The organism is Nonomuraea sp. NPDC049750, assembly GCF_040659625.1.
Lineage (GTDB): Bacteria > Actinomycetota > Actinomycetes > Streptosporangiales > Streptosporangiaceae > Nonomuraea.
Genome location: NZ_JBFANB010000047.1, coordinates 17,377 through 39,497, shown reverse-complemented (window position 1 = coordinate 39,497; position 22,121 = coordinate 17,377). Strand labels below are relative to the sequence as shown.

General features: G+C 70.2%; 18 protein-coding genes. 8 read left to right on the top strand and 10 right to left on the bottom strand.

The features are described from left to right. Nucleotides 1-94 precede the first annotated feature (94 nt). From AB0J16_RS55430 to AB0J16_RS55410, 5 genes are all read left to right on the top strand, one after another. Entirely contained in the window at nucleotides 95-1,222 is a 1,128-nt protein-coding gene (locus AB0J16_RS55430) for an exonuclease SbcCD subunit D (protein WP_358556132.1), read from the top strand. Next, the gene (locus AB0J16_RS55425; protein ID WP_358556130.1) at nucleotides 1,223-5,221 is read left to right on the top strand and encodes an AAA family ATPase; all 3,999 of its coding nucleotides are present in this window, start codon (nucleotides 1,223-1,225) and stop codon (nucleotides 5,219-5,221) included. It abuts the gene before it with no gap. A 175-nt stretch (nucleotides 5,222-5,396) separates the two neighbouring features. Next, complete coding sequence (locus AB0J16_RS55420) at nucleotides 5,397-5,852, top strand: transposase (protein ID WP_358556127.1); 456 nt, start codon at nucleotides 5,397-5,399, stop codon at nucleotides 5,850-5,852. 486 nt (nucleotides 5,853-6,338) lie between these two features. Continuing rightward, entirely contained in the window at nucleotides 6,339-6,620 is a 282-nt protein-coding gene (locus AB0J16_RS55415) for a hypothetical protein (RefSeq protein WP_358556124.1), read from the top strand. 100 nt (nucleotides 6,621-6,720) lie between these two features. Continuing rightward, nucleotides 6,721-7,650 (top strand): dihydrodipicolinate synthase family protein, encoded by a 930-nt coding sequence (locus AB0J16_RS55410; RefSeq protein ID WP_358556121.1) that lies wholly within the window; start codon nucleotides 6,721-6,723, stop codon nucleotides 7,648-7,650. Nucleotides 7,651-7,775: 125 nt separating this feature from the next. Here AB0J16_RS55410 and AB0J16_RS55405 read toward each other — a convergent pair whose 3' ends face one another. The 6 genes from AB0J16_RS55405 to AB0J16_RS55380 form a co-directional block, all read right to left on the bottom strand. Further along, nucleotides 7,776-8,846, bottom strand: coding sequence for an ABC transporter substrate-binding protein (locus tag AB0J16_RS55405; protein WP_358556118.1), 1,071 nt, complete (start codon nucleotides 8,844-8,846; stop codon nucleotides 7,776-7,778). After that, complete coding sequence (locus tag AB0J16_RS55400; RefSeq protein ID WP_358175735.1) at nucleotides 8,843-9,370, bottom strand: SigE family RNA polymerase sigma factor; 528 nt, start codon at nucleotides 9,368-9,370, stop codon at nucleotides 8,843-8,845. Before AB0J16_RS55400 ends, AB0J16_RS55405 begins: the two co-directional genes overlap by 4 nt. 92 nt (nucleotides 9,371-9,462) lie before the next feature. Then, nucleotides 9,463-10,338, bottom strand: a complete 876-nt coding sequence (locus tag AB0J16_RS55395; protein ID WP_358556115.1) for a carbohydrate ABC transporter permease — start codon at nucleotides 10,336-10,338, stop codon at nucleotides 9,463-9,465. Further along, nucleotides 10,335-11,219: a sugar ABC transporter permease gene (locus AB0J16_RS55390; protein WP_358556112.1), complete on the bottom strand. Its 885-nt coding sequence runs from the start codon at nucleotides 11,217-11,219 to the stop codon at nucleotides 10,335-10,337. The genes AB0J16_RS55395 and AB0J16_RS55390 overlap by 4 nt, the downstream gene beginning before the upstream one ends. Continuing rightward, complete coding sequence (locus AB0J16_RS55385; protein ID WP_358556109.1) at nucleotides 11,216-12,520, bottom strand: extracellular solute-binding protein; 1,305 nt, start codon at nucleotides 12,518-12,520, stop codon at nucleotides 11,216-11,218. Before AB0J16_RS55385 ends, AB0J16_RS55390 begins: the two co-directional genes overlap by 4 nt. Continuing rightward, on the bottom strand, nucleotides 12,517-13,422 hold the full coding sequence (locus AB0J16_RS55380; protein ID WP_358556106.1) for a PfkB family carbohydrate kinase: 906 nt from the start codon (nucleotides 13,420-13,422) through the stop codon (nucleotides 12,517-12,519). Before AB0J16_RS55380 ends, AB0J16_RS55385 begins: the two co-directional genes overlap by 4 nt. 161 nt (nucleotides 13,423-13,583) lie before the next feature. On the opposite strand from AB0J16_RS55380, the gene AB0J16_RS55375 reads away from it, so the two are divergent. Then, a complete protein-coding gene (locus AB0J16_RS55375) occupies nucleotides 13,584-14,687 on the top strand; it encodes a LacI family DNA-binding transcriptional regulator (protein WP_358556103.1) in 1,104 nt (367 codons plus the stop codon). On the opposite strand, the gene AB0J16_RS55370 is transcribed toward AB0J16_RS55375, so the two are convergent. Next, nucleotides 14,688-15,434: an SDR family oxidoreductase gene (locus AB0J16_RS55370; protein WP_358556100.1), complete on the bottom strand. Its 747-nt coding sequence runs from the start codon at nucleotides 15,432-15,434 to the stop codon at nucleotides 14,688-14,690. It lies immediately after the preceding gene. A 92-nt stretch (nucleotides 15,435-15,526) separates the two neighbouring features. On the opposite strand from AB0J16_RS55370, the gene AB0J16_RS55365 reads away from it, so the two are divergent. Then, nucleotides 15,527-16,135, top strand: a complete 609-nt coding sequence (locus AB0J16_RS55365; RefSeq protein WP_358556097.1) for a TetR/AcrR family transcriptional regulator — start codon at nucleotides 15,527-15,529, stop codon at nucleotides 16,133-16,135. Between the two features lie 72 nt (nucleotides 16,136-16,207). Here the strand turns inward: AB0J16_RS55365 and AB0J16_RS55360 are convergent, their stop codons facing one another. Together AB0J16_RS55360 and AB0J16_RS55355 are read right to left on the bottom strand one after the other, a co-directional pair. Continuing rightward, complete coding sequence (locus tag AB0J16_RS55360; protein WP_358556094.1) at nucleotides 16,208-17,641, bottom strand: vanadium-dependent haloperoxidase; 1,434 nt, start codon at nucleotides 17,639-17,641, stop codon at nucleotides 16,208-16,210. Between the two features lie 507 nt (nucleotides 17,642-18,148). Continuing rightward, complete coding sequence (locus AB0J16_RS55355; protein ID WP_358556091.1) at nucleotides 18,149-19,150, bottom strand: SIS domain-containing protein; 1,002 nt, start codon at nucleotides 19,148-19,150, stop codon at nucleotides 18,149-18,151. Nucleotides 19,151-19,294: 144 nt separating this feature from the next. Here AB0J16_RS55355 and AB0J16_RS55350 point away from each other — a divergent pair, with 144 nt between their 5' ends. Then, nucleotides 19,295-20,584, top strand: coding sequence for an MFS transporter (locus tag AB0J16_RS55350; RefSeq protein ID WP_358556088.1), 1,290 nt, complete (start codon nucleotides 19,295-19,297; stop codon nucleotides 20,582-20,584). A 638-nt stretch (nucleotides 20,585-21,222) separates the two neighbouring features. On the opposite strand, the gene AB0J16_RS55345 is transcribed toward AB0J16_RS55350, so the two are convergent. Continuing rightward, nucleotides 21,223-22,056, bottom strand: a complete 834-nt coding sequence (locus tag AB0J16_RS55345; protein ID WP_358556085.1) for a TauD/TfdA family dioxygenase — start codon at nucleotides 22,054-22,056, stop codon at nucleotides 21,223-21,225. Nucleotides 22,057-22,121 lie beyond the last annotated feature (65 nt).

The following is a 22,121-nucleotide window of genomic DNA, read 5'->3' as shown; positions in this document are numbered from 1 at the left end:
GTGGGTTGAATTGCCCGCTGATCTTTCAGCCTACTCCTGAGACGTGTGACGCAGGGGACCGCATTTGTCGGTGAGACCTGTTAGCTTCCTGCGAATGCGGATCCTGCACACCTCCGACTGGCACCTGGGGCGATCGTTCCATCGCGAGAGCCTGCTCGAAGGTCAGGCCGCGTTCATCGACCACCTGATCGAGACGGTGCGTGCCGAGCGGGTCGACGTGGTGGTGGTGTCGGGCGACGTCTACGACCGCGCCCTGCCGCCGGTCGACGCGGTCGCGCTCTGCGGCGACGCGCTGCGCCGCCTGATGGGCACCGGCGCCCGCACCGTGCTGATCAGCGGCAACCACGACTCGGCGCGCCGGCTCGGGTTCGGCGCCGACCTGATCGACGCCGCCGGGGTCCACCTGCGCACCGACCCGTCCCGCGCCTGGGAGCCGGTGCTGGTGGACGACGTCGCCTTCTATGGCATCCCCTACCTGGAGCCCGAGCTGGTACGCGGCCCCTGGGAGCTGCCCGACCGCAGCCACACCGCCGCGCTGTCCCACGCCATGGCGCACATCCGCGCCGACGCCCCGCGACACCGCCACTCGGTGGTCCTGGCCCACGCCTTCGTCACCGGGGGAGAGGCCAGCGACAGCGAGCGCGACATCAGCGTGGGCGGGGTGGCGCACGTGCCGCTGTCGGCCTTCGAGGGGGTCGACTACGTCGCGCTCGGTCATCTGCACGGCCGCCAGCGGATGTCGGAGACGGTCCGCTACTCCGGCTCCCCCCTGGCCTACTCCTTCTCGGAGGTCAACCAGAAGAAGGGGTCGTGGCTGGTCACGCTCGGCTCTTCGGATGCCGACTCTTTGGAGATTGACTTCGTGCCCGCGCCGGTGCCCCGACCGATCGGCCGCCTACGCGGTCCGCTGGAGGACCTGCTGACCTCCTCGGCCTATGACGACGTGGAAGACCACTGGCTGCAGGTCATACTGACCGACCCGATCCGCCCCAAATCAGCCATGGACCGGCTGCGCGCCCGCTTCCCCCACACGCTGGCGCTGTCCTTCGAGCCTTCAGGCGGCGCTCCCGTCTCCCAGCCCGCCCGCCTGAGCGGCCGGCCGGAGGCGGAGGTGGCGCTCGACTTCATTCGGGAAGTACGCGGCGAGCCTGCCGGACCTGACGAGGAAGACCTGCTAAGACAGGCGATCGAGGCGTCCAGGGTGAAGGAGACGATGGCGTAGATGCGGCCGCACCGGCTCTCGCTCACGGCTTTCGGGTCCTTCCCCGGTTCGGAGACGGTCGACTTCGACGCTCTGGCGGAGGCGGGCCTGTTCCTCGTCCACGGGCCGACGGGCGCGGGCAAGACCACGATCCTCGACGCCCTCTGCTTCGCCCTCTACGGCCAGGTCCCGGGCCAGCGCAACAGCGCCCGCGCGCTGCGCTGCGACCACGCCCCGCCCTCGGTCGGGCCCTCGGTCTCGCTCGAGGTGTCGCTGCGGGGCCGGTTACTGCGCATCCAGCGTTCTCCGGTGTGGCAGCGGCCCAAGTTGCGCGGGTCCGGGTTCACCGAGGAGAAGGCCAAGGTCATCGTCGAGGAACGGGTCGGGTCCGCCTGGCACGGCCTGACGACCCGCTCCGACGAGGCCGGTGATCTCGTGGGCGGGCTGCTCGGCATGAACGCCGACCAGTTCTGCCAGGTCGCGATGCTGCCACAGGGGGATTTCGCCAGGTTCCTGCGCGCCGATGGGGATGACCGGCGGCGGCTGCTGGAGCGGCTGTTCACCGTGAAGGTGTTCACCCAGACGGAGTCCTGGCTGGCCGAGCACCGCAAGGCGGCTTGGCGGGATCAGCAGGAGCTGCGGCAGCAGGTGGATTTCGCGATCCAACGCCTGGAGGAGGCGGCGGGCGACCTCTCGGTCGCGGGCGCCCTGCCCGGTGCCGATGCCGCCGCGTTCGGTGCCGACGTCGCCGTGCCCGACGTCACCGCGGCCGGTGCCGGCGCGCCCGGCGCCGACGTCACCATGCCCGGCGTCACCGTGACCAGTGCCGACGCGCCCGGTGCCGCTGTGCCCGGTGCGGACGCCGACCCGCCTGATCCGGACACCGACCCGCTGGGGTGGGCCGGTGCGCTGCTCGCCGCCGCCCGTGCTGTCGTCGTCCGGACCGCCGAGCAACACGCGGCGGCCGGGCACGCACTACGTTCGGCGCGTTCCCGCTTCGAGCAGGCGACGTCGCTGGCCGACCGCCAGCGCCGCCACGCCGAGGCCCTGACGCTGCGCCGCACCCTCGATGAGCGAGCCGAGGAACGCGCCGAACTCCAGGCCATCCTCGACGACGCCGCCCGCGCGGACCGCGTGCTTCCGCTCATCCGAGCCGCCCGTCAGCGCGCCGAAGCCGCCGCCAAGGCCCACTCCCTGGCCACGGACGCCGTCGCCCGCGCCTACCCGCTCCTGAAAGCCACCCCCACCGGACTTCCCGCTCCCACCGACGCGTCTGCGGCCTACCCCGCTGACTGGCCGCTTGCCGAGCCCTCCCACCACTTGTCCGACTTGTCCGACGACGGTGGCGGGTCCCGGCACGGCGGTGCGGCGGTTCGGGTGGGGAGTCTGGTCGGCTGGGTCGAGCCCGAGCGGCTGCACGCCATGGAGCGAGACCGGCAGGCAGAGATCGCCCGCCTGTCGGAGCTGCTCACCGAGGAGGCCAGACTGCTGGTCGTCCGCCGTGACCTCCAGCGCGTCGAGCAGGAGCTGACCGGGCTGGCCGCCGAGGACGAGACCGCCGCCACCCGGCTCGCCGCCCTGCCCGCGCTCGTCGAGGAGGCCGAACGCAAGCTGGCGCGGGCCCGCCTGGACGCCGCTGGGATCCCGGCGGCCGAGGCCGTACGGACCGCGGCGACCGAGCTGATCGCCGTCGACCGGGAGCTGGCCGGCCTGGCCGTGGAGCTGGACCGCCTCACCCAACGCGAGGCCGAGGTGGCCGCCGCCGACGCGGAGCTGCCCGGACGGCTGGCCGAGGTCCATGGCCGCCTCGCGGAGGTACGGGCCGAGACGGCCGTCATCCCCGCCGCCGTCGCGACACTCGACGCGGCCAGGGCCGTACGAGATGCCGCCCACCGGGCCGAGACGCTGGCCGCCGAGCTGGAGTCCGCCACCGCCGACCATCAATCGCTTGTGGACCGAGCCCAGGGCCTGCGCGAGCACTGGCTGGACGTACGTCAGGCACGCATCGACGGCATGGCCGCCGAGCTGGCACGCGACCTGTCCGACGGCAGCCCGTGCTCCGTGTGCGGCTCCGCCCACCACCCTCACCCGGCCTCGCCCGCCCCCAGCGCCCCGTCCGCCGATGACGAACTGGCGGCGGAGCAAGCCCACGAGGCGGCCCTCTCCGAACGTGAGGCGGCCGAACGCACACTCGCCTCCCTGGAATCCCGCCACGCCGACGCGGTGTCGGCGGCGGGCGGCCTCGACCACGGCACCGCGGAGACCACGGCGCTCCGGGCGCAGGAGGAGCTGACCCGCCTGGAGTCAATCGCCGAACGCGAGCCCGCACTGGCCGCCGAGCTGGACCGCATCGAGACGGAGCGCGACCGCGTCCGGGACCAGGCCCGCGAGCTCGGCGAACTACTCACGGCCCACCGCACCCACCACACCCACTACCAGGCCGAACGCGCTCGCCTCGTCACCCGCCTCCTCCAGAGCGGTCTCCTCGACACCCACACCCGCGTCTCGGGCCTCAACACCCGCCGTTTCAGCACCGACACCGGGCACCTCGACGCCCGCCGCCATACACGGTCCGCTCAGTCCGTGCCGACCGATCCCGAGGCTCAGTCCGTTCAGACCGATCCCGAGGCGCACGTCTGGGCTGAGGCTGAGGACGGGGCCGGAGCCGACGTGCGGCCGCTCGCTCAGACTGATCGGGCCGCGGCATCCGAGGGAGCGGCTCCAGCAGAGGCCGATGGAGCGACGATCGGTCCCGAGCTGGCGCCCTCCGTGCTGGCGGTGGCCGAGACAGAAGTGAAGCGGCTTCGGGAGTCGGCCGGGCGGGAGGCCGGGCTGGCGCGGGAGGCCGCCGGGCTCAGCCAGGAGCGGGTGGCGCTGGAAGAGCGGGCGCGCCGGGTCACCGCCCGCCTGGCCGCCTGCCGTACCAGGCAAGAGGAGCTCAGCGGTGACGCGGGGCGGCTCACCGCGCGGCTCGACAGCGCGCGCGGCGACGATCCCACGCTCACCGCCCGCCTGTCCAGGCTGAACGACGAGGCCGAACTACTACGGGAGGCCCTGGAAGCCACGCAGGCCGCCGTCGCCACCGAGGCTGAGCGGGCCAGCGCGGTGGAGGCGGCCCGACGGGCGGCTCTGGAGGCGGGATTCGGCGACGTGGCCGACGTGGAGGCCGCCGCCAGGAGCGAGTACGAGCGGGACGGCAAGGCCGAGCTGCTGCGGCGGCTCGACGCGCAGCACGCGGCCGTGACCAGTACGCTGGCCGATCCCGAGCTGGTGGCCGCCGCGCGGCAGGACGTACCCGATCTGGCCGCCGCCGAGGCGGCGCGCGACGAGGCCGAGCAGGCGCACACGGCACTGGCGTCGGCCAGGGACCGGGCCGCGCAGCGGGAGGAGCGGGTGGCCGAGCTGGGCGCGGAGCTGGCCGCGTGCATCGAGCGGTGGCAGCCCGCCGCCGACCGGCACCGGCTGGCCGAGCGGCTGGCGGCGCTGGCCAGTGGTACGTCGAGTGACAACCAGTGGAACATGAGCCTGTCGTCGTTCGTGCTCGGCGAACGGCTCCGGCAGGTGGTGGACGCCGCCAACGAGCGCCTCGACCACATGTCGGGAGGGCGCTACCTGCTGCGGCACGACCTGCGGAAGACGGCCGGAGCCAGGGGGCGTTCGGGCGGCGGGCTGGGGCTGCGCGTGGCCGACGGGTGGACGGGCGTCGACCGCGACCCGGCCACGCTGTCGGGTGGGGAGAGCTTCATCACCTCGCTGGCCCTCGCGCTCGGCCTGGCCGACGTGGTGACCGCCGAAGCGGGTGGTGCCGAGATCGGCACGCTGTTCGTGGACGAGGGCTTCGGCACGCTCGACGAGGACACGCTCGACGGCGTGCTCGACATCCTCGACGGGTTGCGCGACGGAGGGCGGGCGGTCGGCATCATCAGCCACGTCGCCGAGCTGCGTTCGAGGATCCCGGCCCAGCTCAGGGTCTCCAAGTCGCGCACCGGATCCACCCTGTCGGCGGTCGGAGTGGGCTGACGACCGGTCTGGGTCGGCGCCCGCTGGGAAACGACTGGTCTGGGCCGGCGCGCGCTGTCTCAGCGGGGAATCGGCAGCACGCGGTCGGGCCGGTCCTGGGCGCGACAGCCAAGCGCCGAGCCGTCGACTGGCAGCATCAGAACACGACCGACCTCGCACGGCGTTCAGCGCGATCGTGGTCGAAGACCTGACCATCGCCACCATGATGGCCTCGGCGTCCGGGACCGTGCAGCAGCCGGGGCGGGGCGTCGCTCAGAAGCGGGGCCTGAACCGCTCGATCGCGGGTCAGGCGTGGGGCCGGACGGTGGAGTTGCTGACCTACAAGGCCGCCGACCGTGGCGGCCTGGTCGCCACGGTCGACCCGCGCGGCACCAGCCAACAGTGCCACCGCTGTCACGCCATCACAAGAGGATCGCGCGAGACGCAGTCGCGGTTCGTGTGCAAGAACCTGGCGTGCGGATGGATCGGCAACGCCGATACCAACGCCGCCCGAAACCTGCTTCATCGGTACAACTCTGCCGCCGGATGGGCGGTCACAGGACGTGGAGACTCCGCGATAGCGGGGCCGGTGAAGCGTCAAGCATCCTGTCCCACGGACTCGCCCGCACCCGCGCTGCGAGCTGCTGCATAAGCAGCACAGGAACCCTCCACATCTATTTATGTGGAGGAGCACGTCAATCCTCCAAGCTGATCCCCGCGACAGATCGGCCCGTACATCGCGTCCGTGCTCACCGCGCTGATGCTGCGGCGTGGCCTCCCCAACGATGTGGAGGAGGCCGTCAGGTACGCCTCGATAAGCAGCGCGTGATCCACGAGGGTGACCGCCGGTTCGCTGTGATCCTGGAGGAAAGCGTCTTACGCGCGGCCATCGCGGTGAAGGCGTGGACTCCCTGGAAGGTCGGCTGGTACGTCACACAACATTGAGGTGGACATGAGTATCCGGAAGGTGGCGCCCGCCATCGCGTCTCTGATTCTGGTCTGTGCGGTTGTGTCCTGCACGTCCGCGCCTCCGGCGGCACGATCCTCGCAACAAGGTGCCGTCTCGCCGGGCAACTCGTCCCAGGCCGAAGCGACCACGCCTCCGCCTAACAGGCCCGGTCCTCTGCGGCTGCCGGGCATGGACGCGGGAACCAAGTCCCTGCTCACCGCAGGACCGACCAAGGGTTCTCACATCATCGGCGCTGTTCCCGGCAAGGGTCACCTATGGGTGATGTTCGACTGCCAAGGGGCGGGAAGGGCAGAGATCATCTTGGCGCCTGCGGTGAATTTGCCATTCACCTGCCTGAAGGAAACGCTCACTCCGAGCCTGAATCAGCTCAATCTCAACTCCAAGACAGGACTGACGGTCCGCGTTCAGGCGCCCGACTCGGTTGAATGGGCGCTGCGGGTCACTCGCTGAGGGCTCAGGGCCGCGTTAGGCGGTCCTGAGTCACGCGAACAGCGCCGCCGAGCCGCCGCGTCTACCCATGACGCACCGGTGTCTGATGATATTTCGGCCTATGACGACACTTCTTACGCGAAAGACCCTCGGTGGTACGTGGGGCACTGTCCTACTGCCGCTCCGCCCCGACGACTCCATCGACTTCGCCCGGCTGGCCGACGAGCTGGACCGGCTGGCGGTGGCGGGCCTGGACGGTGTGTACGCCCACGGCACGGCGGGGGAGTTCCACGCCATAACCGATGAGGAATACCAGCAGGTCAACGAGCTGCTCGCGGAGCGTTGCGCCGGTCTGCCGTACCAGATAGGCGCCAGTCACATGAGCGCCACCACCTGCCTGCAGCGGGTGGAGCTCGCCCGTGAGTTCCACCCCGGGGCCATTCAGGTGATCTTGCCGGACTGGGCGCCGCCGTCGTTGGACGAGGTGGTGGCCTTCCTTGAGCAGGTCGCCGAAGTCGCCGACCCCGTGCCGCTCGTCCTGTACAACCCGCCGCACGCCAAGACCCGCCTCACGCCCGCCGACTTCGGCATGCTGGCCGCACGGGTTCCCGCGCTGGTGGGGGTGAAGGTCGCGGGGGGCGATGCGGGTTGGTATCGCGAGATGGGGGAGGAGGCGGCCGATCTGCCGATGTTCGTGGCGGGGCACACCCTTGCCGCCGGTACGGAACTGGGCGCGGCGGGGTCCTACTCCAACATCGCGGCGTTCAGCCCGGCCGGTGCCATGGCCTGGCAGCATCTCATGCGCACCGACCAGGCGGCGGCGCGCGATGTGGAGCGCCGGATCGGGCTGTTCTTCGCCGAGCACGTCCAGCCGCTGGCCTCCGCCGGGTACGCCAATCCGGCGCTCGACAAGTTCCTCGCCCACGTCGGTGGCTGGGCGGACATCGGCACCCGGGTCCGCTGGCCGTACCGGTCGGTGGAGGAAGAGCACGCCGAGCGGCTCCGCCCGATCGCCAGTACGGCCCTGCCGGAGCTGTTCCCGGCGCCGTAGCAGCCGGAAGCCGGAAGGCGGGCGGAGGCCGAGCGCCGAGCGCCGGGAGCCGGGCGGGAGCCGGGCGGGAGCCGGGCGCCGAGAGTCGAAAGCCGACGCCGCCTGAGCCCGGCACCCAGCCGGGCTCAGCCGCCCTTCACGACGGTGTTCCTGACGTCTACCGGGTGTTTGATCAACTTGTAGGCGCGGGCCAGATCGGCGACCCGCTGGAGTTCTGTCAGGTCCAGCCGGGCGGGATAGGAGCCGAACGTAACGCCTGCCGCCAAATTCGGGGGGAGCCTGGAGAAATCGTCCAGGGCGTCGCGCGCCTGCTGGGGGTCGCTCGCGATCAGGCGCTGCGCCTTGGCCAGCGCGCGCTGAAAGGCCGCCAGCGTGCGAGGGTGTTCGCGAATCCACTCGTCGCCGGCCATCATGCCTGCGGTGTACAGGTTCGCGAACTCCTGAGTCATCGCGTCAGCCACAATCCGAGAGTGGCTGATCTGGAGGCTTGCAGTGATGAACGGTTCGGTCATCAGGAGAGCGTCAACCCGTCCCCTGGCCACCTCGGCGAGCATGTCGCGGGCGGGCACCACGGTCAGCACGACGTCGTTCATGGTCAGTCCGGCCCGCTTCAGCACGGCGGTCAGGGCCAACTTCCCGAGCCCCGCGAGGCTCGAGACCGCGATCCTCTTGCGTTTGAGGTCGGTCACCGCCTTGATCTTGGACTTGGGGTTCACGACGACCGCGAAGCTTCCTGGTGCGGCCTGGTAGAGGCTGGAGACGATCTTGAACTTCTTGCCCACCTCGTTCGCAAGGAAGACTGTGGCGTAGTCGGTCTGCGCCAGATCCAGCGCGCCGCTTTCGAACAGGGAGAACGCGGCCTCCGCGGCGGAGATGGTCCTCGGCTTCACCGTCAGCCCTTCCTCCTTGAAATAGCCCTTGTTGAGAGCCACGACCACGGGCACCGACTCCACGGTCGTCGTCACGCCGACCCTGATGATGGACTGCTCGGGCGGGGGAGCGGCGGCCCGCGGCTCCGCGGGCAGTGCCCGTACCGCGACGGTGGCGGCGAGCACGGTGGCCACGACCACCACGGCGGCGGTGAGCGCCATGAAGTTGCGCCGCCTGCGCTGATGGATCTCGATCGCCCTGGCGGCCAGATTACGGTCCGGCATGTCGTCCGCGATGCGGCCGAGTTGCTCTCCGAGCCAGGTCATCGGCGTGCCTCCGCACTGTGGTCGTCCAGAACGGGCAATCTCGGCGCCAGCTCGGGTGCCAGGGCGCGCAGGCGGGCCAGAGCGTGGTGCGCCTGGCTCTTCACGGTACCGACGGAGCAGCCCAGCAGGTCGGCGACGTCACGTTCGGTCCGATCCTCGTAGAAGCGCAGGACGAGTACCGCGCGCTGCTTGGGCGTCAGCCGCATGAGTGCCTGGCGCAGGACGATCCGCAGGACGGCGGAGTCCTCGGGCGAGTAGGCGCGGTCGGGCGGTTCCGCGCTCGGCACCTCGTCGGAGCCGCGGCGCCGCCGCCACGAGATGTACTGGTTCACCATGGTCTTGCGCGCGTACGCGTCGAGGTTGTCGATGTGGCCTAACTTCGCCCACCGCCCGATCATGCGGACCAGCACGCTCTGCACGAGGTCCTCCGCGAGGTGGACCTCTCCGGTGAGCAGGTAGGCCAGGCGCATCAACGGACGTTGGTGAGCGTCCACGAACGCCTGGAAACTGGCATCGCGATCCAACGTCTCTCCTCAAGTCGATAACCTCCAGACGCTGTGGGCGCGGCGAAAGGTTGGCACTCCTGAGGTGGGATGGAGACATCAGGGCCGCGCGGTCACTTGCCCACCCCTTCCGTGAGGCCGCGCAGGAACTGGCGCTGGCCGATCAGGAACAGCACGATCGTCGGCAGCGCGGCCATGGTGAGCCCCGCCATCATCACCGGCCAGTCCGTGAGCAGACGGCTCTGCATGGCCATCAGCCCGACCGGCAGCGTCTTCAGCGCGTCGTCGCTGACGAACACCAGCGCGAACGCGAACTCGTTCCACGCGAACAGCGCCTGCAGCAGCGCCGCCGACACCAGGATGGGCCGCGACATCGGCAGGATGATCCGCCAGAAGATCTGCGTGGTGGACGCACCGTCGATGGTGGCCGCCTCGTCCACGGAGCGCGGCAGCTCGATCATGTACGCCCGGATCAGGAAAATCGTGAAAGGCACCCGAAAAGCGGTATAAAGCACGATCAATGCCCAGTACGTGTCGAAGAGCCCGATCGACGTCAGCAGGCGGAAGAGCGGGATCAGCGCCACCGTCGGCGACAGCAGCAGCCCGCCCAGCACCAGCAGCGCCACCCCGTTCCCGAACGGCAGCCGCAACCGGCACATCCCGTAAGCCGCCCACGCGCTGATCAGCGTCGTGGCCACGATCGACGCCGAGGTGACGATCACGCTGTTGGTGAAGTAGCGGACGACACCCAGGTCCCAGGCCCGCGCCCAGTTGTCCCAGCGCAGCTCGCCGGGCAGCCCCCACGGCTGGTTGAAGATCTCCTGGTTGTCCTTGAACCCGCTGAGCACCATCCACAGCACCGGGTAGAGCACGGCGATCCCGAACCCGGCCAGCAGGCTCCATCCCAGCAGCCGCCCGACCACCGCCCGCAGCCGTATGGGGGCCTCCGCGCGGACCGCGGCCGGGCGGGTCAGGCTGGTCGAGATCACGAGTCGTACCTCCGGCGGCGGGACACGGCCAGTTGTACGGCCGCGATGGCGAACGTGATGACGAAGATCACCGTGGCGACGGTGGCGGCGTAGCCCATGTCGTCCTCCATGAACGCCTTGCGGTACAGCCACGTGCCGAGCACCTGGCTGGAGTTGTCAGGACCGCCGGCCGTCATCACCATGACCTCGTTGAACACCAGGAAGGCGCCCGAGATCGTGAGGATGACCACCAGCGTCGTCATCTCCCTGACCATTGGCAGCGTGATGGAGAAGAACGTACGCACCGGGCCGCCGCCGTCGACCTTGGCGGCCTCGTAGTACTCGCGGGGGATGCGCTGGATGGCCACCACGAACAGCACGGCGGTGTAGCCGACCGACTGCCACTGGCTCATCGCGATGACGCTCCAGATGGCCGAGCTCTCCTCGCCCAGCCAGGCCCTGGCCAGGTGGCCGAGCCCGAGGCCGTTGAGCGCCTCGTTCAGCAGGCCGTACCGAGGGTTGTACAGGAAGGAGAACAGCACGCCCACCACCGTGATCGACATCGCGGCCGGGATGAAGTAGAGCGTGCGCAGCAGGCCGCGGGTCCGCCGCCCGACGAGCTCCTCCAGCAGCGCGGCCAGCACCAGCGACAGCCCACCCTGGAAGACCAGCGAGACCACGGCGTAGGCGGCGTTGTTGCCCAGCGCCCGCCAGAACACCGGGTCGCCGAACGCCTCGGCGTAGTTGTCCAGGCCCACGAACCGGGGCTCGGGCGAGAAGGCGTTCCAGGAGAACAGGCTCAGCCGCAGGTTGTCGGCGATCGGGTAGTAGACGAACACCAGCAGGAGGACGACGGCGGGCAGCACCCAGGCCCAGGCCCGCCACCGCCTCAGCACGGTCACCCGACTTCCTTCTTGGCCTTGGCCGCCGCCTTCTGGACGCCGGCCATGACCTGCTCGGGAGTGCGGGAGCCGGACAGCATGCCCTCGACCCCGGACAGGTACGCGCCGGCGACCTCGGCGTTGGTGATCGTGTCCAGCCAGATGGCGAAGCTGCCGGCCTTGCCGATGTCCTGCAGGGCATCGGTGAGCTGCGGGTAGGAGTTGGCGGAGGTGGCCGAGTCCTTGACCGGGCTGAGCCAGCCGATCTCCTTGGTCATCGTGGCCGCGTTCTCCTTGCTGGACAGGAACTTCAGGAAGTCAACGGCCAGGCCCGCGTTCTTGCTCTGGCCGTTGACCAGGAAGCCGTCGGGGGCGCCGGTCAGCGCGTTCGTGTCGCCGGGGGCGCTCGCCGGGGCGGGCAGGCGCAGGAAGCTCCAGTCGAGCTCCGACTTGTCGAGCACGTCGAACTCGACCGACTCCAGATAGTGCATGGCCGCCTTCCCGGACAGGAACTGCGCCTGCGCGGTCTCGTGCGACAGCCCGTTGGCGTCCTTGGTGCCGCAGCGGGACACCAGATCGCCGAACTGCTTGAGCGCCGTGACGTAGCCGGGATCGGTGAAGGCGCCCGTCGCCGGGGCGTAGTCGGTCTCCAGCGTCTTGGGGGCCACGTCGTAGGCGTTCAGCTGGGTGATGAAGTGGATGGCCGCCCAGCCGTACTGGTTGCCGAAGGCGATCGGCTGCACGCCCCCGGACTTGAGCGTGTCGCAGGCGGTCAGCAACTCCTCGAACGTCTTGGGCACCTGTACGCCCGCCTTGGTGAAGACCGCCTTGTTGTAGGCGAGGTACTTGCCGTCGAGGTCGACCGGCATGCCGTAGTACTTGCCGTTGTACTGGAACGCCTTCAGCGCGGCCGGCGCGAACGTCGAGCCCCACGGGGTGCCCGGACCGATGACACTGGTCAGGTCGGCGGCGAGCCCGGCCCGGACGAACTTGTTGGCGAAGTCGCCGGCCCAGGAGAAGTAGATGTCCGGCAGGTCCTTGGACGCCGTGAGCACCCGGATCTTGTCCTTGTACGGCTGGTCACCGACCTGTTCGAGCTTGATGTCGACCTTCGGATTGGCCGCCTTGTACGCCGCCACGACCTTCTCGAAGTAAGGCGCGTACTTCGGATCGGCGAACTTGGTGACCATCGTCAGCGTGCCCGACCTGTCCTTGGGCGTGGACAGATCGGCCTTGGCGGGCGCGCCGGCCGAGCCGCCGCCGCAACCGGCGGTGACCAGCGCCGTGCCCAGCAGTAGGGCGGTCCAGCGATGCGTGTTCATGGGCTCTCCTTGGTGCTTGGCAGGGGGGCTTCGTGTCCGAAGGCGCCGTAGGAGGTGCAGGCGTGGGAGGCGTAGGCGGTGGCCGCGACGGCCAGCGCGGGCAGGTCCTCGCCGCGGGCCAGGCCGACCAGCAGGCGGGCGATGAACGCGTCACCGGCGCCGAGCGTGTCCACCACGGCGACGGGCTCGGCGGCACCCCAGGCGACCATGTCCTCGGAGCCCTCTAAGGCTCCGGCGGCGCTGTCGCCGCCTGCGGCCCCGGGGCCCGCTAAAACTCCGGCGGCTCCCGAGACCAGGACGGCGCCGTGGGCGCCGAGGGTGACCGCCACCGTGGCCGGGCCCAGCGCCCGGACCCGCCGCGCCAGCGCGAGCGCCTCGTCTCGCGAGCCCGACGGGCTGGACAGGATCGCGATCCCGGCGTGCCGGGCATGCTCCTCGACGTAGTCCCACGGGCGTTCGGAGAAGTCGAACGACAGCCGCCTGGCGTGCGCGGCCAGCTGGTCGAGCTGGCCCTCCAGGAACGAGCACTCGCCGGTGTGCACGATGTCGGCCGCCGCCAGCCGTACCAGATCCGCGGGGGAGAGGCGGAAGCGCGAGACGCCCTCGCGCCCGCCGGTGAACTTGCGCTCGCCCGCGACGAGACGGACGGTGGCGAAGGCGTTCGGCCCGTCCACCGTCCGCAGCAGTGACAGGTCCACGCCCTCGGCGGCCAGCGCGTCGCGCACCACGCGCCCGGCCTCGTCGGTGCCGACCGCACCCAGGTAACCCGCCTCGGCGCCGGTACGGCGGGCGTGCACGGCGACGTTCACGGCGTTGCCGCCCGGATACATGACGCCGAGATCGGGATAGCGGTCGACGACGTTGTCTCCGACGGCCACCAGGCGAATCAAGCGTGGCTGCACACGTTCTCCTGAGAATGGGAAGGTTCTCGCTCGCTTGAGTGAGAACGTTCTCAATCGCTGAGACGCATGTCAATAGCCCTCGGTAAATCCGCTACGGTGATCGCCTCCCGTCAGTGGGAGCATGATGGTGTGGACACGATCTAGCAGCACCGGGGGTGCGGATGAGCGGCAGCGCTCGGCGGAGCATGCCGTCGATCGAGGTCGTCGCCAAGGAGGCAGGGGTCTCCACCGCGACGGCCGGGCGGGCACTCGGCGGCTACGGCTCGGTGAGCGGCAAGAGCCGCGAGGCGGTGCTGGCCGCGGCCGAACGCCTCGGCTACCGGGCCAACAGTCTGGCGCGCAGCATGATCACCGGGCTGACCCACACGCTCGGCGTGCTCGTACCCGACATCGAGAACCCGTTCTTCTCCCGCGCCCTGCGCGGCATCGCGGACGTGGCGCACGAGCGCGGCTGGGAGGTGCTGCTGGTCAACACCGACGAGGACCTCTCGCTCGAACGCAAGGCGCTCGGCGTGCTCGCCGAGCGGCGCGTCGACGGCCTGGTCGTCGCGCCCACCGACACCGCCGACCGCGACGCCCTGAAGGACGTCATCGACGCCGGGATCCCCGTCGTCCTGCTCGACCGGCGGGTCCCGGGGCTCGAGGCCGACACGGTCGGCATCGACAACCGCGCCGCCGCCAAGGACGCCACCGAACGCCTGCTCGCGCTGGGCCACCGCAGCATCGCCTTACTGACCGGCGGCGATGAGAAGCTGCGGCCCCCGCTGGCCCGCCCGGGGCTGCGCGGCGTCGAACGCCTGGGCGCCACCACGGTCGGCGCCCGCGCGGCCGGATACCGCGACGCCCTGGTCGAAAGCGGCATCGAGCCCCGGCCCGAGCTGGTCAGTGCCGAAGGCTTCCGCAGGGAGGACGCCGCCGCGGCCACGACCCGCCTGCTCGGACTGCCCGACCCGCCGACCGCGATCCTCGCCCTCGACAGCCTGCTCGCGCTGGGGGTGCTCCAGGCGCTGCGGCGGCTGGGGCTGCGCTGTCCCGCCGACGTGTCGCTGGTGGGCTTCGACGACGCCGACTGGGCGGAGGCGATCTCCCCGCCGCTCAGCGTGGTGGCCCAGCCGGTGTACGAGCTGGGGGCGGAGGCGGGCCGCCTGCTCCTGGACCGCGTCCAGGGCACCGACCGCCGCCCCGTACACCGCCGCCTGCCCACCCGCTTCGTCGAGCGCGAGTCGGCCAGATCCGTTCGGACGCCCGCCGAGACGGCCCCATAGTCAGAACTGCTTCTCGCCGCCGTCGACGTACAGGGTCGTGCCGAGCATGAAGCTGCTGTCGGCGGAGGCGAGGAAGGCCACGGCGGCGGCGACCTCCTCCGGGCGTCCCATCCTGCCGATCGGAACTCCCGTCGCCAGGTCCGCCTTGACGGCGGCCGCGTTCTCCTCGCCGACGGCGGTGTCGATTCCGGGGGTGTCGATCGCGCCCGGCGAGACCGCGTTGACCCGGATACCCCTGCCTTTCAGCTCGTTGGCCCAGGTCCGCGTGAGGGACCGGATCGCGGCCTTCGACGCCGCGTACAGGCCGTAGTTCTCCCAGCCGTCGTCGGCGCGGACGGAGGTGTTCAAGACCACCGAGGCGCCGTCGTTGAGCAGCGGCAGCGCCTTCTGCACGGTGAGCAGCGTGCCCAGGACGTTGACGCCGAAGATCTGCTCGAACTGTTCCCGGGTGGCCTGCGCCAGCGGTGCGAACGTGGCCACGGCCGCGTTGGCGAACACCACGTCCAGGCCCCGGCCGCGGTCGCGGATCGCGTCGTAGAGCCGATCCAGGTCGGCCGGCTCCGCTATGTCGCCCGGCACCGCGGTGACCGCGGAACCGATCGACTCGACGGCCCTGTCGAGCGCGTCCTCGCGTCGGCCGGTGATGAAGACGTGAGCGCCCTCGGACGCCAGCCGCGCGGCGGTGGCCAGGCCGATTCCGGTGCCGCCGCCGGTAACGACGGCGGTCTTGCCTTCCAGCTGTCCCATGCTTTGAACTCCCGAAACTTAGCTACCGATCGGTGCAGAAAGGAACCATAGCACTTCTGCACCGATCGGTATCTAAGCTGTAGGATGAGGCCGTGGAGATCACCCGGAAAGCGCCGATCGGCCGGCCGAGAGGCTTCGACGCCGACGAGGCCCTGGATCAGGCGATGACGGTCTTCTGGGAGCAGGGTTACGAAGGCGCCAGCCTGACCGACCTGACCAGCGCCATGGGCATCACCCGCAAGAGCATGTACGCGGCCTTCGGCAACAAGGAGGAGTTATTCCGCAAGGCCCTGGAGCGCTACACCGAGGGCCCCGCCGCTTATGCGGACCGCGCGCTGCGGAAGCCGAGCGCCCGGGAGGTGGCCACGGCGTTCCTCACCGGCTCGGTCATGGCCACCACCCAGCCCGGCTGCCCTGCCGGATGCCTGGGTGTGCAGGGCTCGCTGGCCGCCGGCGACTCCGGACGGGCGGCCCAGGACGCCCTGATCGTCTGGCGCGACGACGGCCGTGCTCGCCTCCGCCACCGGTTCCAGCGGGCCGTCGACGAGGGCGATCTGCCCCCGGGCGCGGACCCGGAGCTGCTCGCCCGCTACATCATGACCGTGGCGAACGGCATCGCCGTCCAGGCCGCCGGTGGCGCCACCCGCCCCGAACTCCAGCGGGTGGCCGACGCGGCGCTGCGAAATTGGCCACCCATCTGACAGCCCGGCGATTCGCAGCTTTCCACCTCGTACGTGATGTGGCGTGCCACACCACGTACGACGTGGGCATTCTCAGCCGCGTCCCGACCAGTAGGCCGCCGCGCGCTGCCACGCCGCGACGCCCACCGCCCGGCCGAGGGTCCGACCCTGCAGGTCGCCGGCCCGGAAGTGGATGCCGCCATATCTCCGCGACATGCCGGCCTCGTCGGCGGCGTCGCTGAAGGTACGCCAGCGCAGCGTCAGGTCGTTGGCGGGGCTCACCCCCGGCTCCACCTGTGACGAACCCTTGGCGATCAGCGCCTCGCCGTCGAACGTGTCACCGCCGGTGAAGCGCCGCAGCACCTCGGCCGCCGCCGCGCTGAACGTGCTGTGGCCGGAGACGTACTCGGCGAACGGCGGCGTCGGGAACGTCGGCACCTGATAGGGCACCCAGGTCGCGCCGTCGATCACCCGGCCGCCCCAGGTCGCGATCTGCTGTCCCTGGTACAGGAAGCGGACCGCGGTGATCGGGCGTACGGAGTCGAAGACACGCTTGACCTCCCACGAGGCGATCCCGGCGTCCTGCACCGAGTTGGCCAGCGCGAAGAACATCTTCACGTCCTGGTCCAGGCCATGATGATCACGCGCCGACACCTGCTGGGCGAACAGGCACCAGTGGCCGGGCGGCGTCTCGCTGTTGGGGCCGTCGGCCCAGTATTCCGCGATCGCCTTCTGACGGTCGGTCAGCGCGGCGGTGCCCGACACGATCTCGGCGGCCTGTGCACGGTAGGCGGCCGTGCCGTACGTCGCCGGCGCGGGCACCTTGTCGGCCAGGTCGCGCGCGTGGCCGCTGAAGGAGGCGACCCCGCCCCAGTGCGGCGCGAGGAACGGCGGCGTGACCACCACGCCCGCCTTGTTGCGGAAGGTGAGCGGCTGCCAGCGGCTCGGGTCGTTGACCGTGGTCAGCGGATCGGCGACCACCATCGGAGCGTTGACCGGCGCGTAGCCGGTGGTGTCGGCGTAGCCGCCGAGCTGGTTGGAGCCGTCGGCGTGCCGGTATTCGAGCACGGCCGTGCAGGCGGCCAGGCCGGTTTGGGCCGGCTGGCTGGACTGGTCGGCCGGGTCATAGCCCAGCTCGGTCATCAACCCGTCGAACACCGCCCGCTGCGCCGGATAGAGGTCCACAGCCGCTTGGTGGGCCGCGTAGCTGATCGCCTGGGCCTGGTTGGCATCCGTGCGTTCGGCGGCGGGCCGCCGCAGCGTGCCGCCCAGCCGGGTGCCGACGGCGACCGGATCATAGGCGGCCCACGCGTCATAGGCACAGGTGTGCACGGTGGCCAGCGCCCTGGCCACCAGCGGCGGCCCCAGCGTGCCGCCGCGCACCGCCGCCAGCAGCGCCGTGTTCCACCTGACCACCACGTTGGGCTGCGCCGTCGCCGCCGGGTGGGCGGGTGTGACGGGTAAGACGAGCGCGGTGGCGGTCACCATGGTGAGCGCTGCTGCGCGTAAGGACATCAGAACGGGCATGGCAAGTCTCCTCGCGTCGTGGGCCCCCGTGCGCCCGGGTATGGAGAGGCTTCCATGCTCGAACGCACTTTCGAGCTATCTCGCGGGTAAGAGCTGTCTTTCCCCTAGGTCCAGGTATCCCGATGGGTCTCCTGATTGCCGGGTCAGGAGGCGCACGTAGCGGCGGCCCGCCCTGTGCGGGTTCAGCGGGCGTATTCCTGGAGGCCTTCGGCCACGTGCGGTGGGTGGGGCCGGCCCATGCTTGCCGTAAAAAGGGAGGTCTTAGGCAGGAAACGGAGAGCAGCGCTCGAACAGACGCACGCGCTAGGGGCAGCTTATCCGCTTCGTCGATCGACCACCCCAGCTCGCGCAGCGCCGCCGTGCCGACACGTACCGAGATGCGCTCGCTGTCCACGAGCACCCCGTCACAGCCGAAAATGACGAGTTCGACCGGCAAACCCAGCTCCTTTCCCCGCGGTGCCGCCGGGCGGCGGGGTGCCGCCCGGCGACGCTCCTGGAACGGGTAGATCAGTAGTCCACCTGGAACATGTAGTTGCGCTTGTCGAGGTCGTGGCCGCGCACCGCCTCGTAGTGGCGGGCCAGCCGGTCCATGAGCACGGCGATCGCCAGCGGGGACACCTCGCCGCGCAACGCCTTGGGGATACCGGGCAGAGTGAGGTCCGCCGTGTCGATGTGGAAGGTCTTCTTGGTCGCGTACGTGTCGAGGAAGCGCCTGGCCCGTTCGGCCATGGCCCGCGACGGGTCCTCGCCCAGCAGGTTGATCACCGCCACGTCGTCGTTGACCACCTCGAACGCGCCCTGGAAGAACTCGCCCGAGTTGAAGCCCGCCGCGTGCTTCCACTGCATCTCCTGCAGGAAGCACATGGCCAGCCCGTACGCCCACGCGTAGCTGGGACCCGAGCCGAGCACATACGTGATCGGCTCGTCCTTCAGCGTCTCGGCGATGACCCGCGCCCGCTCCTCACCCTCGTGCGCGGCGGCCACCAGGGCGTCCGGGAGCGCGTCGAGGGCCTGGTCGAGCAGCGCCCAGTCGCGTTCCACCCCGGCCCTGCGCAGCAGGGCATAGGCCGCCAGCTGCATGAACAGATCACTCTTGCCGGTGAAGGCCACGTCGGCCGCCTCGGCCAGCGGGCCGCCCTCCTGGGTCACCACGACCACGGTCGCGCCGGTGCTCCTGGCGTACTGCGCGGCGGCGACGGTCTCCTTGGTCTTGCCGGTGTACGAGGCCAGGAAGACCAGGGAACCCTCGCCCATGCGCCGGGGGCGGGCGGTGTTGAGCTCGTCGCTCTGCAGCTTGTAGACGGGCCAGGTGCCTTCGCGTTCGAGCAGGTAGTGGGCCGGGTAGGCGGCGATGAGCGAGCCGCCGGCGCCCACGAAGAACACATTGCGCAGACCCTTGTCGATGACGTCCGAGACGAGCTCCGCCAACTGGGGTCGCTGGTCGAGCGTCGCGCGGATCTTGTCGGCCAGGTCGGACTCGATCGGTTTGAGCGGCAGCAGGTCGGTCACAGAGGACTCCTTTGAGAACGTTCTCAGTAAGATGTTGATAACGTTCTCACTCGGAGCGAGAATGAGTCAAGAGGTCGCATGGCAGCCCAGCTGATAGCGTCTGCGTATCACTCCGCAAGACGCGAATTCGCATAGTGAGACGTAATGCCGCTTTCCCCCACAACCAGGACGACGCCCAGCCAGTCGAGGGTCGCGGCCGCCAGCCTCATCGGCACGGCCATCGAGTTCTACGATTTCTACATCTATGGCACCGCCGCCGCGCTGGTGCTCAACACCGCGTTCTTCCCCGGGATGGACCCAGTGGCGGGCAGTCTGGCCGCGTTCTCGACGTTCGCGGTGGCGTTCATCTCCCGTCCGCTCGGCTCGGCGGTGTTCGGCCACTGGGGGGACCGGATCGGGCGCAAGTCCATGCTCGTCGTCTCGCTCCTGGTCATGGGCCTGTCCACGGTCGCGATCGGGCTGCTGCCCGGCTACGCGACCATCGGTGTCGCCGCTCCGGTGCTACTCGTGCTGCTCCGTTTCACCCAGGGCATCGGCCTCGGCGGCGAGTGGGGCGGCGCCGCACTGCTCGCGACCGAGCACGCGCCGCCGGGCAAGCGCGGGCTGTACGCGATGTTCCCGCAGCTCGGGCCGTCGGTCGGGTTCATCGTGGCCAATGGGCTGTTCCTGCTGCTGGGGGAGGTGCTCAGCGATGGGCGGTTCGGCAACTGGGGCTGGCGCCTGCCGTTTGTGGCGAGCCTGCTGCTCGTGCTCATCGGCCTGTACGTACGGCTGAAGATCGCCGAAACCCCGGTCTTCCAGGCCGCCATGGACCAGCGCCGCATCGCCGAGGTGCCGTTCGCCGGCCTGATGCGGCAGCAGTGGCGCCGCGTGCTGCTCGGCGCCGGTGCGATGACGATCGCGTACACGCTCTTCTACACCGCGACCACCTACTGCCTGGCGTACGGCACGCAGACGCTGAAGATCCCGAAGACCACCATGCTCGCGCTAACCATGATCGGTGTCGTGTTCATGGCGGCGGGGACGGTGGCGTCGGCGATGGCGTCCGATCGCTTCGGCCGCCGCCGCACGCTGCTCACCGGGACCGGTGTGGCGGTGGTGTGGGGGCTGGTGATGTTCCCGCTGATGGAGACCCGGTCGGTGGTGCTCGTGGGGGTCGCCCTGGCCGGCGCGCTCGGCCTGATGGGGCTGGTGTTCGGGCCGATGGGGGCCTTCCTGCCGGAACTGTTCAGGACCGAATACCGCTACAGCGGCGCCTCGGTCGCCTACAGCCTCGGCGGGGTGCTGGGCGGCGCGGTGCCGCCGCTGGTGGCCACCGGCCTGCAGGCGAGCGGTGCCGGTGTGCTGGGCGTCGGGGGTTACGTGTCGGCGATGGCCGTACTGAGCCTGCTCTGTCTGCTCGGCCTGCCGGAAACGGGGGAGCAGAGCCTCTAGGGGATCAGTGGCGTCCCGGTGTCCTCCCGCTCAGGCCGCTGGCGGGCCTTGCCGCTCGGCGATCACGTGTCGCCGACCCCCCACCACGCTCAGAGCTATCAACGGCCGAACTCGCGAAATGGTCAGCGATCAGAGCTTCCAGCGGCCGAACTCGGAGTCGAGGCGGTCGGCGACGAGCCCGGCCTTGGGGTAGAAGCCCTTGCCGCACTCGAGGTCATCGAGCGTGGCCTCGATCTCCTTGGCGAGGTATCGATTCGCGGCCGCCTGCGACAGCCGTGGCTGTTGACGTGCTCCTCGCCCTTAAGAGGCGAGGATTCCCGTGCTGCTTACGCAGCAGTCCATGCCGCGTAAGCAGCACGAGCTGTGGAACAGGATGCTTGACGCTTCACTGACCCGCCTACTGGCAAGTCTCCACGTCCTGTCACCGCCCGTCCGTCGGCCTCGTTGTACCGATGAATCCATGAAGCGATCTCGCGGCCAGCTTGGTTGTCGCTTGCCAGTTCGATCACAGAGACCTTACCGTACGTGGTTGAGACGTCGCAAGCAGTTCCGATCACTGCACGCTCGCGCCCAGAGGGCACTCACGCGCGGGCCTACACCATCCCGCCTGAGGGCGGGAGCACCTGTCTTCAGGATGCTCAGTCCAGCCAGATCCGGGCCAGGCGGCGACGGGCGCGCAGGTCTTCGGTGAACGCCGTACGGCCGTGCAACACCACGTCATTGTTGACGAGCAGGAGATCGCACGGGCGCAGCGGGAAGCGCAGGACCATGTCCCCGTCGGCGAGGATCTCGTCGAAGGCATCCAGAGCGGCCACGGCGCCGGATGTCAGCGGCTTCCCGGCCGCTTCCTGACCGTGTTCGATCCAGTGGCGGTTGTACTGGACGCGAAGCCGCCCCGCCCGCCACTCGAAGACGGGGTAGACGCGGTCGAAGTTCGAGACCGTGCCCGCGCCGAAATGGAAGTTCTCATAGAGCTCGGCCAGCAGGTCGGGCCGCTCTTCCAGCAGCCGGTCGTGTACGGCGTGGCCGCTCACCAGCAGGGATTCCCCGCCGTGGACGGCCGCGCGCAGGCAGAGCAGGCCCAGCAGGTGCGGCGGCCCCGGCGGTCCGGCCCGGTCGGTGTGGAGGGCCAGCCCTTGGTCGTCCATGCCTCTGCGCGATTTCTCGCCGGTGGTCACCAGATCGGCCTTCTGGGTGCGCGGGGTGCCGAGGAGAGAGCCGAACGTGTAGCACAGAAGATCGATCTGCTCCTCGGGCCAGTCCGCGATCGGCAATCCCCGGATCACCACCAGGCCGGGACCCGCTTCGAGCGCGGCCTTGGCTCTCTCGGCCAGGAGCGTCAAGGCCGGGACGTGAAACTCGGGTCGGGTCCGGGTGAGTGGTTGGTCGATGTGGAGCAGCCAGTCCTGTTCGCGCAGAGTGGACCGGGTCCATGCGGTGGGCCCGCCTACCGGTGTCGCGTTGGTCCGCATCGTGGTCTCTCCCGGTGGTCGTGCCGCCTGCTTTACGGCCTACCCGCCCGGGGCGCGGGGTCCAC

Excerpts from the sequence above, each read along its gene's own strand:
- AB0J16_RS55430 (WP_358556132.1), top strand. The coding sequence starts at position 95 with ATGCGGATCCTGCACACCTCCGACTGGCACCTGGGGCGATCGTTCCAT.
- AB0J16_RS55425 (WP_358556130.1), top strand. The coding sequence starts at position 1,223 with ATGCGGCCGCACCGGCTCTCGCTCACGGCTTTCGGGTCCTTCCCCGGT.
- AB0J16_RS55415 (WP_358556124.1), top strand. The coding sequence starts at position 6,339 with ATGGACGCGGGAACCAAGTCCCTGCTCACCGCAGGACCGACCAAGGGT.
- AB0J16_RS55410 (WP_358556121.1), top strand. The coding sequence starts at position 6,721 with ATGACGACACTTCTTACGCGAAAGACCCTCGGTGGTACGTGGGGCACT.
- AB0J16_RS55405 (WP_358556118.1), bottom strand. The coding sequence starts at position 8,846 with ATGACCTGGCTCGGAGAGCAACTCGGCCGCATCGCGGACGACATGCCG.
- AB0J16_RS55385 (WP_358556109.1), bottom strand. The coding sequence starts at position 12,520 with ATGAACACGCATCGCTGGACCGCCCTACTGCTGGGCACGGCGCTGGTC.
- AB0J16_RS55375 (WP_358556103.1), top strand. The coding sequence starts at position 13,584 with ATGAGCGGCAGCGCTCGGCGGAGCATGCCGTCGATCGAGGTCGTCGCC.
- AB0J16_RS55370 (WP_358556100.1), bottom strand. The coding sequence starts at position 15,434 with ATGGGACAGCTGGAAGGCAAGACCGCCGTCGTTACCGGCGGCGGCACC.
- AB0J16_RS55360 (WP_358556094.1), bottom strand. The coding sequence starts at position 17,641 with ATGCCCGTTCTGATGTCCTTACGCGCAGCAGCGCTCACCATGGTGACC.
- AB0J16_RS55350 (WP_358556088.1), top strand. The coding sequence starts at position 19,295 with ATGCCGCTTTCCCCCACAACCAGGACGACGCCCAGCCAGTCGAGGGTC.
- AB0J16_RS55345 (WP_358556085.1), bottom strand. The coding sequence starts at position 22,056 with ATGCGGACCAACGCGACACCGGTAGGCGGGCCCACCGCATGGACCCGG.